This window comes from Halorubrum sp. FL23, assembly GCF_052439115.2.
GTDB classification, from domain to species: Archaea; Halobacteriota; Halobacteria; order Halobacteriales; family Haloferacaceae; genus Halorubrum; species Halorubrum persicum.
In genome coordinates this window covers 1-16,480 of record NZ_JBQVRO020000011.1, presented here as the reverse complement: position 1 = coordinate 16,480, position 16,480 = coordinate 1, and the positions used below count along the sequence as shown (strand labels likewise).

11 protein-coding genes and 2 pseudogenes are annotated in these 16,480 nt (G+C 53.4%); 6 read left to right on the top strand and 7 right to left on the bottom strand.

Annotated features, from left to right (window positions below; genetic code table 11):
- Positions 1-1,866, top strand: coding sequence for a glutamine--fructose-6-phosphate transaminase (isomerizing) (gene glmS, locus ACT4MF_RS13470; protein WP_444682991.1), 1,866 nt, complete (start codon positions 1-3; stop codon positions 1,864-1,866).
- A gap of 206 nt (positions 1,867-2,072) precedes the next feature.
- Here the strand turns inward: glmS and aglF are convergent, their stop codons facing one another.
- A complete protein-coding gene (gene aglF / locus ACT4MF_RS13465; protein WP_444682990.1) occupies positions 2,073-2,846 on the bottom strand; it encodes a UTP--glucose-1-phosphate uridylyltransferase AglF in 774 nt (257 codons plus the stop codon).
- Between the two features lie 165 nt (positions 2,847-3,011).
- On the opposite strand from aglF, the gene ACT4MF_RS13460 reads away from it, so the two are divergent.
- On the top strand, positions 3,012-4,445 hold the full coding sequence (locus ACT4MF_RS13460; RefSeq protein ID WP_444682989.1) for an oligosaccharide flippase family protein: 1,434 nt from the start codon (positions 3,012-3,014) through the stop codon (positions 4,443-4,445).
- 206 nt (positions 4,446-4,651) lie between these two features.
- A complete protein-coding gene (locus ACT4MF_RS13455; protein WP_444682988.1) occupies positions 4,652-6,541 on the top strand; it encodes an N-acetylneuraminate synthase family protein in 1,890 nt (629 codons plus the stop codon).
- On the opposite strand, the gene ACT4MF_RS13450 is transcribed toward ACT4MF_RS13455, so the two are convergent.
- From ACT4MF_RS13450 to ACT4MF_RS13440, 3 genes and pseudogenes are all read right to left on the bottom strand, one after another.
- On the bottom strand, positions 6,538-7,236 hold the full coding sequence (locus ACT4MF_RS13450) for an acylneuraminate cytidylyltransferase family protein (protein WP_444682987.1): 699 nt from the start codon (positions 7,234-7,236) through the stop codon (positions 6,538-6,540). The genes ACT4MF_RS13455 and ACT4MF_RS13450 overlap by 4 nt on opposite strands.
- 74 nt (positions 7,237-7,310) lie before the next feature.
- On the bottom strand, positions 7,311-8,141 hold the full coding sequence (locus ACT4MF_RS13445) for an FkbM family methyltransferase (RefSeq protein WP_444682986.1): 831 nt from the start codon (positions 8,139-8,141) through the stop codon (positions 7,311-7,313).
- 87 nt (positions 8,142-8,228) lie between these two features.
- Positions 8,229-9,058, bottom strand: a pseudogene (locus ACT4MF_RS13440) (IS5 family transposase).
- Between the two features lie 303 nt (positions 9,059-9,361).
- On the opposite strand from ACT4MF_RS13440, the gene ACT4MF_RS13435 reads away from it, so the two are divergent.
- Together ACT4MF_RS13435 and ACT4MF_RS13430 are read left to right on the top strand one after the other, a co-directional pair.
- The gene (locus tag ACT4MF_RS13435; RefSeq protein ID WP_444682985.1) at positions 9,362-10,786 is read left to right on the top strand and encodes a hypothetical protein; all 1,425 of its coding nucleotides are present in this window, start codon (positions 9,362-9,364) and stop codon (positions 10,784-10,786) included.
- A 109-nt stretch (positions 10,787-10,895) separates the two neighbouring features.
- Positions 10,896-11,801 (top strand): glycosyltransferase family 2 protein, encoded by a 906-nt coding sequence (locus ACT4MF_RS13430; protein WP_444682984.1) that lies wholly within the window; start codon positions 10,896-10,898, stop codon positions 11,799-11,801.
- A gap of 15 nt (positions 11,802-11,816) precedes the next feature.
- On the opposite strand, the gene ACT4MF_RS13425 is transcribed toward ACT4MF_RS13430, so the two are convergent.
- The 3 genes from ACT4MF_RS13425 to ACT4MF_RS13415 form a co-directional block, all read right to left on the bottom strand.
- Positions 11,817-13,010 carry a glycosyltransferase gene (locus tag ACT4MF_RS13425; RefSeq protein WP_444682983.1) on the bottom strand — a complete coding sequence of 398 codons (1,194 nt, stop codon included), beginning with the start codon at positions 13,008-13,010 and terminating at the stop codon, positions 11,817-11,819.
- Between the two features lie 23 nt (positions 13,011-13,033).
- Positions 13,034-14,473 (bottom strand): sulfatase family protein, encoded by a 1,440-nt coding sequence (locus tag ACT4MF_RS13420; RefSeq protein WP_444682982.1) that lies wholly within the window; start codon positions 14,471-14,473, stop codon positions 13,034-13,036.
- A gap of 629 nt (positions 14,474-15,102) precedes the next feature.
- The gene (locus ACT4MF_RS13415) at positions 15,103-16,080 is read right to left on the bottom strand and encodes an IS1595 family transposase (RefSeq protein ID WP_444682981.1); all 978 of its coding nucleotides are present in this window, start codon (positions 16,078-16,080) and stop codon (positions 15,103-15,105) included.
- 71 nt (positions 16,081-16,151) lie between these two features.
- On the opposite strand from ACT4MF_RS13415, the pseudogene ACT4MF_RS13410 reads away from it, so the two are divergent.
- A pseudogene (locus ACT4MF_RS13410) lies at positions 16,152-16,346 on the top strand (acyltransferase); the annotation flags it as partial.
- Positions 16,347-16,480: the final 134 nt, after the last annotated feature.

The window sequence follows — 16,480 nt, the reverse complement described above, 5'->3', positions numbered from 1 at the left end:
ATGTGTGGAATCATCGGCTACATCGGCGAGATACACGCGGCTGACGGCGGCGCCGCGAGCGACCGGGCGGCGGACGCGCCCGGCAGCGTCGGCGAGATCGTCCACCGCGGGCTCAAGAACCTGGAGTACCGCGGCTACGACTCCGCGGGCGTCGCGCTCGCGGGCCCGACGAGCGGGCTCACCGTGGCGAAGCGGTCGGGCGAGGTCGACGCGCTGTCGGTGCCGGACGTACCCGACGCGACGCTCGGCGTCGGCCACACGCGCTGGAGCACGCACGGCCCGCCGACGGACGCGAACGCGCACCCGCACACGGACTGCGCCGGCGACGTGGCGGTCGTCCACAACGGGATCGTCGAGAACTACGAGGCGCTCAAGGCCGAGCTGTCCGACCACGAGTTCACCAGCGACACCGACACCGAGGTCATCCCGCACCTGATCGAGGAGGCGTTGGCCGCTGATGGTGGCGACGACGACCTCCTCGCCGCGGTCCACCGCGTCGAGGACCGGCTGGAGGGGAGCTACGCGATCTGCGCGGTCCGCGAGGGCGACGACCGGATCGTCGTCGCGCGCCGCGGGAGCCCGATCGTGTTGGGCCGCGGCGAGGACGCCTCGTTCGTCGCCAGCGACGTGACGGCGTTCCTCGAACACACCCGCGACGTGACCTACCTCGAAGACGGCGACGTGGCGGCGCTCTCGCCGGAGGGCGTCGAGATCTTCGCCGACGGCGAACCCGTCGAGCGTACGATCGAGACGGTGACGTGGGAGGCCGACGCGGCCGAGAAGGGCGGCTACGAACACTACATGCGCAAGGAGATCCACGAACAGCCGAGCGTGCTCCGGCAGACGCTCGCCGGGCGGCTGGACGTGTACAACGGCGATGTCGACCTCGACATCTCGTTCTCGCCGGGCTTTCTCGCGGACTTAGAGGAGATCCGGATCGTCGCCTGCGGCACCTCCTACTACGCCGGCCGGTACGCCGCGCAGCTGTTCGAGGAGCTCGCCGGCGTACGCGCGACCGTCGAAATCGCCAGCGAGTACGAGTTCGGCGCGGGCCGCACGCCCGACCGGACGCTCGTGGTAGCTGTGACCCAGAGCGGCGAGACCGCCGACACGCTCGGCGCGATCCGGCGAGCGAACGCCGCCGGCGCGCGGACGTTCGCCGTGACGAACACTCTGGGGAGCACGGTGACGCGCGAAGTGGACGGGACGGCGTTCATCCGCGCAGGTCCGGAGATCGGCGTGGCGGCGACCAAGACGTTCGCCTCGCAGGTGGCGACGCTCGCGATGCTCGCGGTGGCCGTGGGGCGCGATCGCGGGGCGCTCTCGGCCGCCGACGCGCGGTCGGTACTGAAGGATCTACAGGGGCTCCCCGGCGCCGTCCAACAGGTGCTCGACGAGGAGAACCAGGTCCGGGAGGCCGCCCGCGAGTACCAAGACAGCGAGGCGTTCTTCTTCGTCGGGCGCGCGCTGGGCGTGCCCGTCGCGTTGGAGGGCGCGCTGAAGCTCAAGGAGATTTCCTACGACCACGCCGAGGGGTTCGCGGCCGGCGAGCTCAAACACGGCCCGTTGGCGCTGGTGACGCCCGACACGCCCGTGTTGGCGGTGTTAACGGAGGGTGCGCGCGCCGACAAGACCATGAACAACGTCACCGAGGCGCAGACTCGCGGGGCACCGGCGCTGGGCTGTGTGTCGGCGGGCGAGGAGTACGACACGCTCGACGTGTCGTTCGACGTGCCCGACGTGGGCGTCGTCGAGCCGCTGGCCGCGAACGTCTACCTGCAGCTGTTCGCGTACCACGTGGCGAACGAGAAGGGCCGTGCGATCGACAAGCCGCGGAACCTGGCGAAGAGCGTGACGGTGGAGTAAGCGGGGTTTTGGTGGAACGGTAAACACCGTCGGTCGGATCGGTGACACTAGGTGTCGGATTGTGTAACCGATGGTGGTCCTGAAACCGGGGGAGGGTGACCGAGCGGCGGAGAAATGAGTTAGTTGACTCGTGGTTCGGTAGATATCCGTGGCGATGTCCCCCTATCCGAAGGCGTACGAACGATTTCGTGCTCCTGCTACTGTGTTCATCTGTCCATGACCGATTCGTCGTCATCACCGGACTCCTTCTCACCCTTAGCTTCGGTTGCCAGTTCGTCCAATCGTTCCTCAGCGCGGTCACGATCTTCAGGGTAGCCGACATCGATCCGCCAGCCGTCGAGTCGGATTGCGTCGATAGTGCGGCCCGACTGGATGAGGAGATCGATCGCGTCGGGGAGCTCGTACTCGCCGCGGCCAGAGGGCTGAACGAGGTGACACGCGTGGAAGATGGCGGGCGTGAACGTGTAGAAGCCAGTCATCACGAGGTTGCTCGGCGGGTCGTCGGGCTTCTCGACGACCTCGACGACCTCGCCGTACTCGTTGGTGTCGAGGACACCATACCTGGATGCCTCCTCGCAGGGTACCTCTTCGACGAGGAACGCCGCGTCGGCGCGTTCCTCCCGTTGGCGGTTGACCAAGTCGCCCAGGTTGCCGCGGAACACGTTGTCGCCAAGCATCAGCATGAAGTCGCCGTCGATGTGTGGTTCCGCTTGGAGAATAGCGTGGGCTAAGCCAAGCTGCTCGCGCTGGTGGGTGTAGGTAATTGCGACCTCGCGGTATTCGTCGCCGTAGCGATCGATGATCTGTTCGGCTTTGTAACCGACGACAACGATGAGTTCGGTGGCGCCAGAGTCGATCAGGTTGTCGAACACGTCCTCAATGAGGGGTGTGCCGTTGACCTCGACGAGCACCTTCGGTTTGTCGTCTGTGAGTGGTCGGAGACGAGTTCCCTTGCCGGCGGCGAGTACGACGGCTTGCATGCGTAGGTGGTGTTGGTGGGGTTGGAAATACTTTGTTGCCGATTTGGACATTCCGTGATACCACTCCGAGTCTAAACGCAGACTGTGTTCCGCAATTGCGAAAGCGCGGTATTGATACGTGGTCAGTCGAAAGCGAGCAACTGACGAACACTCCGTGATCCGTACATGAAATACGGCCGAACCTCGATGATCGACTTTTTGTCGAAGATCGTCATGTCGTTCTCGGGGTTCGTTGCGACGATTGTCCTCACTCGAACGCTCGGACAAGAGCGATACGGGGCATACGTCGTTGTCCTCTCGGTACTGGCGTGGGTCGCAATCGCGGGGAATCTGGGACTGTCGCCGGCAATCAAAAAGCGCGTGAGCGAATCTGATGACGGAAATTACGTCGTCGCCGGCGCTATCGTACAGTTGATTTTGTACGCGATTGTTGCTCTCTGCCTCTGGATCGCTCGCCCGTATCTGAACGCTTACATGGAGATTGACGCGACGGCAGTTCTTATTTTGCTTCTGGCAGTCAAACTCGCGACCGATTTTATCCAATCCGTTCTTGACGGCCAACATTTGGTCCACATCTCGAGTCTGCTCTCACCGATCGAGTGGACCAGTCGGAGTCTCGTCCAGGTCGCGCTCGTGTTATCGGGTCTGGGAGTGGTCGGAGCGTTTGCGGGATACGTCGTCGGTGCTCTCGTTGCAGTAGTTATCGGTGTGTACTGTGTATCGTTCGATCCGTCACTTCCCTCCCGTCGGGACTTCGATCGGCTGCGCTCGTATGCGCAGTTCTCGTGGCTTGCATCGGTGAAAGGTCGAACGTTCCTCTCGATGGACACGCTCGTACTCGCCGTCTTCGTCTCAAACAGTGTGATCGCAGTCTATGAGATCGCGTGGAACCTCGCATCACTGTTCGCCATCTTCGGATCATCGGTCAGTCGCACGCTGTTTCCCGAAATGAGCAGGATATCCTCCGCGGAAGGAGCAAGCGACGAAATTTCAGAGTTGTTTCGAATCAGTCTCGCGTACTCTGGATTATTCATCATTCCGGGACTGATCGGTGCGGCGATCGTGGGAGATGTCGTTTTGACAATCTACGGATCTGGGTTCCAGACCGGATACTACATTCTGGTTATCTTGACGTTTGCTCGGCTTCTGTACGGATACCAAGGACAGTTCCTGACTGTGCTTGACGGGATCAATCGTCCGGATCTGACATTCCGTATCAACGGCGTGTTTGTCGTTGTGAATCTCCTTTTAAATATTCTATTGACTTGGCAATACGGTTGGTACGGGGCAGCTGCCGCAACGACAGCGTCTGCTGCGCTCGGACTCGTATTCGGCTACTATTACACGAGCCGGATTATTGATGTTGTTGTGCCGATTGATGTGATCGGGAAACAACTTTTTGCAGCAGGCGTTATGGCACTCGTTGTGTACGGAGGCCGACTCCTGGTCGGTGATTCACTGCCAGTCGTATTCATTCTAGCTATTACCGGTGCAGGCGTGTACTTTATCATACTGCTGGCTATTTCGCGAGAATTTCGTACAACTGTTGAGGAGAATCTTCCGTTCGATGTACCCTTGCTGACGACGAGATCTACGTGAATTTGGTTCATAGACTTCACCTGGCCTAATAATTGGAGGCTTTTTATTCATAAATCATCAAATGGATATCAATCTCGCCCCTCATGGTGCATCCGCCCGTCATGTCTCTACCGTTGAACACATTTTCGTGTAATTGACGTACTCTAAAGTTGATACTTTAGGACGTTGAATGGCCTTTTATATCTCTGGGAGAAACCCATGCACCAATGGCGAGCATCCAACTCGGTGATCGAAGCGTTGGTCCAAACGATGCAACATATATCATTGCAGAAGCAGGAATCAACCACAATGGGAGTCTGCAAACAGCGAAAGAACTCGTAGATGTAGCGGTGGAAGCAGACGCAGATGCAGTGAAATTTCAAAAGCGAAAGCTCGGACGGACATATATTAACGATATTGTTGATGATCCCTCGGTGGCAGAGATGGGGATAGAGTATACTGTATCCAATCTTAAGCGTGTCTCTCTCCGAGACGAGCAGTTTCGAGAGCTAGCACGTTACTGCGAGAAATCCGATATTCAATTTCTTTGCTCTCCCTGGGATTCTGAGAGCGTCGACTTTCTCGAAACTCTGGACATCCCATTCTATAAGATTGGTTCACCTGATCTGACAAATTTTGTGCTTCTTGAACGGGTTATCAAGACGGGAAAACCAATTCTGGTCTCTACTGGGATGGCGGACAAACAGGAAATTCAGCGAACAATTTCGTTTCTAAATAAGCATAATGTTGAGTTCGGTCTTCTCCACTGTCGGAGTACGTACCCTGCCCCCTTTCATAACCTGAATCTCCGGTTCATGGAAGAGTTGATGGATGCGTACGATGTACCGGTCGGGTATTCCGGACACGAACGGGGAATCGCAATTAGTGAGGCTGCAGCCGCAATGGGTGCCTGCTTCGTAGAGCGTCACTTCACATTGGACCGAACGATGGAAGGCCCCGACCACGCCGCAAGCCTAGAGCCGACTGGCCTCAAGAAACTCGTCCGAGACATCAGAAACATTGAGAAGAGCATGGGTAGCAGCGCACGATACATGACGCGAGGTGAGTACAACAATCGTGTAGCACTGGGTAAGAGTCTAGTTTCGGAAGCGCCAATCTCGTCCGGAGAGACCATTTCTCGTGAGCAAGTAACCGCAAAGAGTCCAGCAAAGGGAATCTCTCCACAGCACCTATATGAAGTCGTTGGCTCCCAAGCGGAGCGAGATATTGAGGAAGACCAGCTTATCCAGTGGGAAGACGTAAGAGAAGACGACTACGACGAGTACGATGCAGACCTCGAAAACTGGGGGGTTGTCGTACGCTTTTCCGACATCACCGAACACGACTGGGGAGATCCCGACGTGTACGAGTTCCGTATTAACGGGGCTGATATGGAAGCGGATATCGCGAACGCGCTTGAGGGACAGACTATCAACAAGCGACTCGGTATCCACGCACCAGAACAAAAAGGACACGATCTCGTTGATCTAAGTGCACGGACAGAAGAGACTAGACGCGAGGCGGTCGAAATCATACAAGAAGTCATCGATATCGTTAGGAATGTGGTAAAACCTCACTTCGATATTGACCACGAGCCGTACATAATCATCCATCCTGGTGGAATTACTGTCGACCACATGGAGCTGGAAGCCACTGAAGAGATGAACGACATACTTGAACGCAGCATGTCAGAGTTAGATGACGAGGGAGTAAATTTACTTCTGGAGAATATGCCGCCACTGCCGTGGATTTACGGTGGGCAGCAGTACCACAACAATTTCATGGACGCCGAGGAGATCGCGGCGTATTGTGAGCGGACAGGTCAGCGAATCTGTTACGACACGTCGCACGCAAAACTATGGTGTAACTACAGTGGCGAGGATCTGAGAGAACACGCGGAGACCCTTCGACCGTACGTCGACTATCTACACGTAGCCGACGCTGCAGGTGTTGACGGGGAAGGACTCCAGATCGGAGACGGGGAAATCGACTTTAATCGTATCGCCCCCGTGTTTGATGATTTCGATGGCCCGATCATCACAGAGATCTGGCGAGGCCACGAGCGCCGTGGTGAGGGATTCAAGAAAGCAGCGGAGCGCCTATCGGACGTGTTTTAGTCTAGTAGTCCGCAGTGGTGGAAATCCACTGACCGGCCCAACTGTTCCACAATTTCTAAATCTTCATAGGTATCGATCTCGAAACTGTGCGTCTCCGGCATCTCGTGTATCCCGATGTCTCCGCCTAACCGGCACTCCTCTTCCTCGAGCAATTCCGTTTGTACGGCATACACCGATCCGTTCTCCTGATATCGTTTCGATAAATTCTGACGCATGGACCGATTCTTCGGATCGTAGTTGATCGGTTTTGCCACACCTTGGTCGGACAGTTCCCAATAGAACTTGTGGTCCTCACAGCAAGTGAGTGCCGAGTCGAAACGATCTTTTTCGACTAACTCAACGGTCGCGGCAATGTCGCTCTCGCGCCTCAGTGGTGAGGTACACTGGAGCAGGACGACTGTTGTGGGGTGAACACCATCTGCTCGCATTACCTCGAGGGCATGTAACAATGCGTCCTCAGTGGAGGCGAAGTCTCCAGCAATGTTTTCAGGGCGGTTAATGACAGTTGCTCCTGCCTCCCGACTAACCTCTGCAATTTCGTCGTCGTCCGTCGATACGTACGTATTATCGATCCTCTCGCAAGATTTCGATTGCTCGATAGTGTACTCAATCAGGGGATTCCCGAGGAGATCGACAATATTTTTCTTGGGAATCGCTTTGCTGCCGCCGCGTGCTGGGATAACTGAGACGTTCATAACCACTACTCAAACCATTTGTTAATGACTTTTTGGCTTTGGCACTTTCCATCGCAATTCCATGGAAATGGGAGTCAGTCGGAAGACACTGGATTAGACATTCCTGAATTCTCATATACAAGAGTGCCATTAAGTTCTGCAATCAAATTGAACTGTGAAGATGTAAGCGCTTTTTCGGCTTCCTCAATACCCGAGGCGAACCAATGTGTTTCCAATATTAATAACGGACAGACATTTTCGAGTATACACAGTTCGTTCATCACCAGATCAACTTCACCGCCTTCTATATCACAGATCACGACGGGATTCTGTAAACCATGATCATCGATGAGGTCAGCGAGTGACACAGCTGGAACTGACACTTGATCATCAGTTTCACGATGTATACTACCACCGACAGTGAGATTGTGCCGATTGAACGTTGCAGTGCCACCACTCGACTGGTATGCGCGATGGTCGATCTTGTAAGATGCCCCCTCCATCTGTTTTGTATGCTTGAGAGTTGGGATTAGGTCAGGGTTTGCTTCTACGGCAACAACCTGTGATGATGCGTCTGCAAGGTTGTCCGCAAACGCACTCAAGAATCCTGTTGAGGCGCCCAAGTCGATTAGATCATGTGTACCATCGTAGTACTGTTGGAGCGCCTCAGCCTCCTCGGCTTCGTAGTCACCCCGTGCGAAGCGCGCTCTCACATTCTTCGAGAAGACTGCTGCGTCGGTCGGTAGTCGAACGCCATAGTGTTCGATCGGCGCGTTTCGGATCGCGACGTAATTATAGAGGGTGTCAGAAAGCGGCTGGATAATGGGAGAGAGACGGTACGATAGATAATCCTGTGTGGCAGCTGCTGCGCCGCGAACACCACCAGAGCGAACCTCGTTAATGAATGCTGCCGCTAACGAACGCATATCCTCTCGCACGTCCTATGGATAATTAACGATATCCCTTCCAGATAGGAGTAATTTGCTTTGTTGAATCCGATGATGGCGTGGGGATCACTGTTTGAGAGCTTGTTCGAGGTTGTAGACTGTGGCGGTCACCGCGAGCTCGTGGAACTCGCGGTACCAAGCGCGAGGATGGACAGCGGGGCCGAATCGACGCTTGATGGCCGAAAGGCGGTCTCGGCCATCCAGCGCTGGCCGTATAGCCCGCTGTCCAATCGTGCGTTGTGGGCGTGATCGTACGCAGCGAACAATCGATGGCGCAACAAGGGCCGGATGCCCTCTGAACGGAGGGCATCCCGGAGAGATTGGTCGTCATACCCTTTGTCGCCGGCGAGACTGTCGATTTGCTCGGTGTTGCGGAGAGCGACTCGACGGCCGGTTTGTGTGTCGTGCGGCCAGTGTGCCGAACAGTGGAGATCAAGGATGGCACACGAGTCTGTATCGACGAGTGCCGTCGTTTTGAGCGTGCGTATGTGGCTATCCGAGCGGTGTTGGTAGTGTCTCGATGCCGTTTCACGGTCGAAGAATGTGGCATCGATGGCACCGTGCGAGCCCGGATCGCAGATGGTCGCTGACTCACGAAGGAACCCGCGCCACACGGACATGGGCACCCTCTCGAACGACCGGTACAGCGTTGAGGGTGCGGGAAATGCCGTCCGAGCGAGCTGTAACAGACCACGAACGCGATCCATCTCGCTCGCCCAATCGACGATCTCGCGGTACGTCGCATCCATGTGAACCCGCAAAAAGTGGAGTGCGACATGCTTCCAGCCGGGAAATCCGTGGCCAGTCGGATCACTCACCGCCGTTGGACTGGCGGCACAGCGCTTTTGAGCCAGCGACGCGGCTTGCTTAACGAAGCGGAAGAGCAGGTTGGACACATTCGGCTCTTCCGCTTCGCTTCCACCTTTACAGCGACGTTATCCCGCTGCCTTCTGCGGATTCAACAGAGCAGAGTAATTAGGTGTATTCAGCAGATCGGCTATTTTTATCTGTCTTGAAAATTCAAAAATTGAGTTTGAGACTAAGTTTCAGTAGCAACTGGTATCGGTCAATCCAAGTACTTGAAACTCTGTCGCTGCTGAGACAAGGCCCAATTAAACGGAGTAGGCCAACTACACATACCTGAATAATATAAAATAAAAACCAATAGATTCTCAAACTCACCGAAAAGTCATAATAACGTGACTAGTAACGAGATCTCGTTTCACGGCGATGAATTACGAGATGTGTATCAGGCGTTCTTGGAGTTTGAGTCCGACCTCTCGTTGTTCGAGTGGCGAGAGGACGATATTCCACTCTGGGAACGTCTTCGATTCTCGGTGTACCGTTTAGTTCTTCAAGCAAGCGGAGTCTTCGACCAGCCTCAGGATTCGATTGAGAAGGACACGACCGACTTTCTTCGAGGGGGATATCTCTGGGCTCGGAATATTGTGTTCCGCAACCCCCTTTTCGGCGACGAACATGACTTGCTGGTTTGGGGCCACCAGCGGCGGAAGCAACTTGACGACGGTTACTGGTGGGATCTGTACGTCGATCCAGTTTTCGAGGAACGCCCACTCGATCACCAGTACATCGAGTCGGACCACAACCTAACTCATCATCGACCGCCAAAGAGCAGTAACGTAGATTATCTGGACATCATCACGTTCACTAGCACCATTTATCGAAAACTAATGTGGAGGAGTGAACGGCTAATATCGTCACGGGTGACGGAAATTGAAAAAGAACTCAAGAAACGATTCGGTGTTGATGTTGATATTGGCCGACTCGCGTACGAGGAGTTGACTGATCGGCGCGTATATTTGCCTCTGTATCGTCGTTTGCTAGAACGCGTCTCCCCTGAGATCGCGTTCGTCGTTGTGGGATACGGACGTGAAACCTTCATCGAAGCCTGTTCTGAGGCCGATATCCCTGTCGTAGAACTGCAGCATGGAACTATAGATAAATACCATCTTGGTTATAGTTTCCCCGGTGACCGGGAGAAGCAGTGTGCACCAGATTTCCTGTTCACTTTCGGGCCGGTATGGACCGACGGTGTTGAGCTACCAGTTGACGAGAAGGACGTATTCCCCATCGGCTATCAGTACTTGGAACGAGAGTATGAGCAGTACCAGAATACCGAAAATAGAGAGGAAATAGTGTTCATTTCGCAAGGAACAATTGGTGAGCAGTTGAGTACATTAGCTACTGAGTTGGCCGAGGAACGGCAACAGGACGTAACTATAACGTACAAGCTTCATCCAGGAGAGTACAATCGGTGGCGTACAAATTACCCTTGGCTCTTGGAATCTAACGTTAACGTGGTCGCTGATGGAATAGAACTGTATGAGTTGCTGAGTCGGGCGTCTACCCAAGTTGGCGTATACTCAACTGCGGTCTATGAAGGCCTTCGGTTTAGAACACCTACTATATTGATGAATACAAACGGGGTCAGCCATATGGAGCGATTAGTGGCCGAATACGATATCCCAGTAGTTTCAGATGTAGACCAGCTACAAGCAGCGCTGTCGTCAGTAGAGGAAACAAGGATTGATCCTGAGTTATTTTTCTGCGATGCCCCAATCAAAAACTTCGAACATGCACTAGCGTTAGTCCGTAACCAGTAACAGACAGAAAACTACAGGACAGTTACGAAGCAAACACACGATTTCCAAAAATCTCATACTGAGAAGAATAGAAACTATATTTATGACAACAAGAAATACCGCGGATACTGTGGATACAACCATCGTTATTCCCGTTTACGAACAACCAGAGTTGCTCAGAGATGCCCTTGAAAGCGTTTTTCAGCAGACCTACGATCAGTTCGAAGTTGTCGTAGTGGACGACAATTCTAGTGCAGACATAGACGCAGTAGTAAGTAAGTTTTCTAATGCTCGGCTTGTTTCTCATGAAAAGAATTTGGGTGCAGGTGCAGCTAGAAACACCGGTGTTAAGGCTGCTTGTGGCACCTTCTTAGCGTTCTTGGATGCGGACGATACGTGGAAAGAGACCAAACTTGAGAAGCAGCGCCGCGTCTTCGGAGAGAGATGCGACGAGATAGGCCTCGTCTATACCGGGTTCGTCCAGTACGAGCTAGACGGTACTGAGTGGGAGCGGTATCCCGAAGCGAGGGGAAATATCTACGTTGACGAACTGGAACGCGATCGCGTCCATCCCACCTCGACGGTGATGGTTCGACGAGACGTACTAGAGGAAGTCGGTGGATTCGACACCGACCTGCCAAGCCGCCAAGACTATGATCTCTGGCTCCGCATCACAGAACACTACGAGGTCGATTACGTGGACGAGGTTCTCGTCGACAAGCGCGAACAACCGAACAGCATCTCGAAGGACTTCGACAGCCGAATTGAGGGCGACCTCGCGGTCTTTGAGAAGGTCAAAGAACGCGCAGCCGACCTTGGTTTCGGTACCCGAAGTCGCATCTATTCGTATCACCACCACGTCATCGGTCGAGACTACGAATCCAACGGGAACCGCTGGAAGGCGCTGAAGCACCTCGGTCTCGCCATTGTTCGATATCCGGTCCGGCCGATCTCCTACGCGATGTTCATCATCGCGCTGTTCGGCGTCAACAGAGATGGCCCGCTGTTGACGTTCGTCAAGCAGTTCATTCGGTGAGCACACAAAGCGCACTTAATTTTCTGTGTAGCCTTGCTCCGGATTAGATGATATGTTTTCGACTTCGGAGTACCACTCCGGAGTCACGTCCGCGTTCTCGACTGCTTGATCGACTGCCTCGTGCATACGATCGTGAAACGCTTGGACAGAGAAGCGGTCCGCAAAAGAAGCGATCTTTTGGGTATCCCAGTCGACACCCTTTTCCTCAAACTGTTGAACCGCTCTCCGAATCGTGCGTCCCGACTCTTCTCGTTCAAATGTGTACCCCGTTTTCCCCTCGATGACTTGGTACTGTGTCATTCCCTCTTCGACACCCAGCAGTGGCGTTCCAGCGGCCAAGGCCTCCACAGGAGAGATACCGAAATCCTCGTCTTGTCCGTTGAAAATGAACGCTTTTGCGCCGGCGAGCAGTTGCTTCTTTTCTTCCTCGCTAACGTAGCCGGCGAATTCGACATTTTCGCTCGCAATTTGCTCGAGGTCGTCACGTTCGGGACCATCTCCAGCGACCACGAGTTTCTCGTCAAGATCGTCAAACGCACGCAGGATGTCATCGACACTTTTGTGCCAATCAAGCCGCGACAGCGTGAGGTAGTAGTCGCCAGTCTCGGCATCATTAGGCGAGTAGGCGTTAGTGTTCACTGGCGGATATACTACGTCTATTTTTTTTTCGGAAACCCCCCAGTAGCGGACCATCCGTCGTTTCACTTGTTCAGAGTTGGCGAGGAAGACATCTGGTTTGTGCGTGTTGTGGTCGAACGCGACACGGATCGCGTAGTAGAACAGCAGCATTAGGGGCCCGAACCCACCGTTTTCAACCTCTTGGATCTGGTCAGATTGGCGACGATTCGTGTGATGGATGTACGCCACCCAGACCTGTTCGGTCGGTGGTACGTAGAACAGCGGCTCGTTCCCGCTTGTTACGAGCACATCGGAATCCCGAAGCGGCTCGGCCACCTGCCACCCAAGCATGTGAGCTACCATCCTCGCGATGCCACCCCGCTCCAATGCCCACCTACTCAGTCGACCGTCAATGAGTTGATGAGTCTCGATATCGTGTGGTTCAATACTCTTGTCCTGCCATCCTACGAACAGCGGTCCATCTTGGAACACTCGTGAGAGTTCCCAGGCAACGCGGTCACCACCGCCGTTGACGTGTTCTCCCCAGTGAGCAACTGCTACTTGATCTAGATCCGTTTGTTTTATTCCCATATGTTGGTCTTTAGGTCTGGGATTCATAGGTAGCCCATTTCTTCAAGATGCTTTTTTGTCGCACCGGTCAATTCAAGATCCATTGGCGAACTCTCAATCGGTGTCCCCTCGTTCTCCAACCACTCGTTGACAAACGAACACAATTCAGAATGGACGTTTGGGAATTCATTTTTAACGTCAGTCAACTCATCCGGAAGTTGAAAGAGTTTGGTGCTCTCCTCCGTATGGATCAGTTTGAAATCCCGGGTTCTCGCAGCTGTCACCATTGAGGCTGGCAGATGGGAGAGATCGACGTTGGGATTGTGTTTTTTGATCCGTTCGTAGTTCTCAGAGTCCGGGTCGTCGACCGACCCGCGATAGTCTTGACTAATGGCGACTTCTCTTGTGTGGGTCCGAATGTCATATCCTTGGAATTCGCTAGTATCGGCACGGACAACAGAGAGTAGCGTCTTCATGATGTCTATATGCTGCGTTGGTCGATCCGCGTGATGAGTAACTTCCCTCAGTCCGTGTGTGATTAGAGGAACATGAATAAGACCATCGTGAAGGACCATGTGATGACCGAGAAGTCCGTATTCACCGAATAGATCCCCATGATCCGCGGTAATAACAACGATTGCGTTGTCAAACCTCTCCGTGATAAAATCGAACAACGCCCCGACACAAGTGTCGGTATACTTTATACAGGCGTCGTACATAGCGTTTAGCTTGGCCCAGTCCGCCCCTGAGAGCGGTAACTCGTCTGCCATCCACTCATACATTTTATCATGCATTTCGAGAGAGAACTCAACTGCTTCTTCAGCTGTCGCATCAATCTCAGATGTATATTCATTCATGAACGATGACGGCGGGACATACGGGTGATGAGGATCGTTGTAGTGGATATAACAGAAAATCGGGTCGCTGGAGTTAGCATATCTCCTGATCTTACGCTTTGCAATATCTGAGGTAAAAAACGAATTCTGTTTTCCGTGTGCACTAATATTAGCAGTAAATCCTGGCCCATGCTCACGGACATTGAACCAGTACTTTAGAAAGCTAGTACCCATGTCGTAGGTTAAAAAATCACTCAGTTCTGTCGGAGAGGATTTAACGAACTCGTCGAAACGGATATCAATATTCTTAGCTTTTCCAGCATATCCATTTTCAGAGATACCGATGGTATGATAGCCAATTTCTGACAAGAGATCGGGAACCGTATCCAGCTCTGTCGGCAGCGCATCACCGGACCGTTGACCGATCATTTGGTGACAGGACGGAACTAAACCAGTAAACATAGAAGGAACAGAAACCGGAGTGCGGGTACTGTGTGCAATCCCCTGCTGGAATTGAACTCCGCTTGGACTATCTGCGATTCGAGAAAGTTCGGGAGTGGTATCTCGACCGTATCCGTGTAAAGATGTGTGATCTGCCCTCACACTATCTAGCGTAATCCAGAAGATATTCGGCTTAGTCTCCGTCATTTTTTGTGTCTATTCTACATCCTTGATTAAGCAATTTCTGATTCTGTGGACTCCATCTCAGAACATTTCAAGAGATCCTTTCTGTCCAGTCAGTTCGCATTTTCGTGTCTGTTGCTCACAGTGAAGTAATGAGTATGCCGTTTAAAAATCGGGGCACCGACCAGTTTCATGTTGTTCATATAATTTTAATGCTCTCGTGATCAGAAACAATTTAGCAGATCGTATATAAATTAATAGATGGTATATACAGAGAATTTAATTGACCGTCTAGCATTCAATAAAATTGTGATCAAACGAGTCATCAAGCGCCTCTGGGAAATGTTCAATGGAGCGAAAGATATCCTACACAGATATTGGTACACTTATTTAGTTCGTGAAACAGCTGAAGAAGTGGGAGATAACCTGAGAGTGAATGGTCCAAGTGCGGTTAATTCGAAAACGAAGTTGGGAAATAATGTCAACTTCAATGGGCTGCATGTTCGTGGAGACGGAAAATTCACCATCGGTGACAATTTTCATTCTGGCCCGGATGTCCGTATATTGACCCGCAACCATAACTATCACAGTGGGGATGCGATCCCTTATGACTCTACGTACATTCGCAAACCAGTTGATATCGGAGATCGCTCTTATGTAGAGCTGCGGAAAGACCCGATAACGAGACACTCAACCGCTGTCTCGACAGATACTCCGGCAAGAGTAAGTGATCGAACGATACCGAAAGTGTGAGCGGCCTGCTCCAAGCCTTGCTTGGACAGGCCGCGGAACTTCCGCAGCCACGGTTGGACAATCGAAAACAGACACTCAGCTTGGTTGATGTGGACGCCGTCGGGCGATACGTATCTTTCTTTGTGGATGACTGTTCGATGGGTCCGATCCATCTCTCGGTATGCTTGGAGTCCATCAGTCCAGACCTCTCCCAGCGGCTGGGAGAGGTCTTCAGCCTCCTGAATCACCGGCTCAAGATTGTCTTGATAGTCGATTCCACGGTGTCCACGAATTACGCGAAGTGAGTCGCGGCACGCCGCGACGAGCGTCAACTGATCACCGTGACGCCCCCGCCAGCGTGACCGGCCAGACCGTGACGAGCCGCCGCGAGAACGGCTGTTCCGCGGCGGCTCTTGGCCTTTGTAGCCCGAACAAACCCTGCCAGATTCGTCGACTTGCATCGGTCCATCGACGATCTGGTCGAGATGCTTCCAAACCACGGGGAAGCCGCGCTGAACCGCAGCTTCCACCTCTCGAATCACCGTGTGAACTGTTTTGTAGGCTCGATCGAGGAGCGGCGCAATCTGGTTGATACTGAGCAACGTATCGGCGTAGAGTGTGAACGCGAGAAGTATCTCACCACAGGTGAGATGCTTCTCGTGGAAGGGTGTTCCGTAGGTGTAGGTCGGCTTGAAATCACAGTCTCGGCACCAGATACGGTCGGTTTTCTCCCACGTGACGATCCGCTGCTGCCCGCAGCGCGGACAGGGTGTGTTCTCCCAGAACTGCTTGAGTCGCCGCTCGATGCGGGCATCGAGCGGCTCCGTATCGATCTTGATGATGTCTAACTCGATCAGTTGCTGAAACAGACGACCGAACGCTGACTCAGTGGAGGACATACCTCCTGATTACCGGCGACTTAGTGTAATTATACGGGCTTTCCGCGTTTCTACATAAGAGCGTCGGAGATAATGTGTGGATAGGTGTTGGGACAACGATCCTTCCCGGCGTCGAAATCGGGGAAGGAGCCATTATCCAAGCAGGATCGACCGTTGTTGACGACGTTTCGAAGGGTGCAATTGTTGGCGGCCATCCGGCAGAGCAGTTCTCGATGCGAAATATGGAACATTATCACTCTTTGCAAAAACAAAATAAATTTCATTAATATCCATTATCAACATTTCCCGATAGCTCAACTACGCGATTTGGAAGAACATTTTTAGGTCGCGTCTCAGAACCGTTTAGACTTCACCTCCAGTGGCCTCAACTGAGGTAGTGCAGTGAATCTTCTCGTTGAGT

Coding starts and splice junctions, on each gene's coding strand:
- glmS (WP_444682991.1), top strand. CDS start 1: ATGTGTGGAATCATCGGCTACATCGGCGAGATACACGCGGCTGACGGC.
- aglF (WP_444682990.1), bottom strand. CDS start 2,846: ATGCAAGCCGTCGTACTCGCCGCCGGCAAGGGAACTCGTCTCCGACCA.
- ACT4MF_RS13460 (WP_444682989.1), top strand. CDS start 3,012: ATGAAATACGGCCGAACCTCGATGATCGACTTTTTGTCGAAGATCGTC.
- ACT4MF_RS13455 (WP_444682988.1), top strand. CDS start 4,652: ATGGCGAGCATCCAACTCGGTGATCGAAGCGTTGGTCCAAACGATGCA.
- ACT4MF_RS13450 (WP_444682987.1), bottom strand. CDS start 7,236: ATGAACGTCTCAGTTATCCCAGCACGCGGCGGCAGCAAAGCGATTCCC.
- ACT4MF_RS13445 (WP_444682986.1), bottom strand. CDS start 8,141: ATGCGTTCGTTAGCGGCAGCATTCATTAACGAGGTTCGCTCTGGTGGT.
- ACT4MF_RS13425 (WP_444682983.1), bottom strand. CDS start 13,010: ATGGGAATAAAACAAACGGATCTAGATCAAGTAGCAGTTGCTCACTGG.
- ACT4MF_RS13420 (WP_444682982.1), bottom strand. CDS start 14,473: ATGACGGAGACTAAGCCGAATATCTTCTGGATTACGCTAGATAGTGTG.
- ACT4MF_RS13415 (WP_444682981.1), bottom strand. CDS start 16,080: ATGTCCTCCACTGAGTCAGCGTTCGGTCGTCTGTTTCAGCAACTGATC.